Source organism: Paenibacillus turicensis, from assembly GCF_050461185.1.
GTDB lineage: Bacteria > Bacillota > Bacilli > Paenibacillales > Paenibacillaceae > Fontibacillus > Fontibacillus turicensis_A.
Genome location: NZ_JBCMOR010000028.1, coordinates 1 through 641 on the forward strand (window position 1 = coordinate 1; position 641 = coordinate 641).

Below are 641 nucleotides of genomic sequence, written 5' to 3' on the forward strand. Positions count from 1 at the left end.
GAAGGATATAACACTACTGGCGTATGTACGGTGACGGAATTGATCCCGTTGATTGGGTATTCCTTGTTATCGCCCCCATTGATATTGCCTGACATCAGTCCGTAGAAAATCGTACCACTACTTGGCTGATTTGCCTTGTTGGTTTTGGTGATTGGGATCATATTGTAAGGACTATATAGAACATCCTGTCCAATTTGTGATGCTTGCTGGATGCGACCTGGCGTCGGTGTACTTTCCTCGGTTTGCGCACCATCCATGATCGTCGTGCCGTCGAAGGTGAAGGTGTCGTTGGTAACTTTGACTTTGTCTACCACCTTTTCTGCATCTTCTGGAAATTCTTCGCTCGATGCATCCTCACCAGGTATTACACCCCCTGTTGTATCAATGCTACTAGGAGGGTCAGGGGCTTCATACCTCCCTGTTTCCTCTGTAAGGTATAGCGGTGGATCATATTTTTGAGGACTAATTGAGATTTCTTCCCCATCAAAAGCGTAATTCCTCAGTCTCGCTTCATCAATTTGATAGACTTCTAAATTATCAATGATCCAGTAAGAAAAGGGACGTTCAACTTCATATTTTTTCGTTACCGTTTGTGGTTTCGTTTTCGTTTCTGTTTTTTCAATGCTATTCCCGTTAGCATC

At 43.7% G+C, this 641-nt stretch carries 1 protein-coding gene; it reads right to left on the reverse strand.

Annotated elements, in window-relative coordinates:
• A partial coding sequence (locus ABE099_RS20715; RefSeq protein WP_430033558.1) for a DUF5704 domain-containing protein occupies window positions 1-641 on the reverse strand: 641 nt, incomplete at both ends.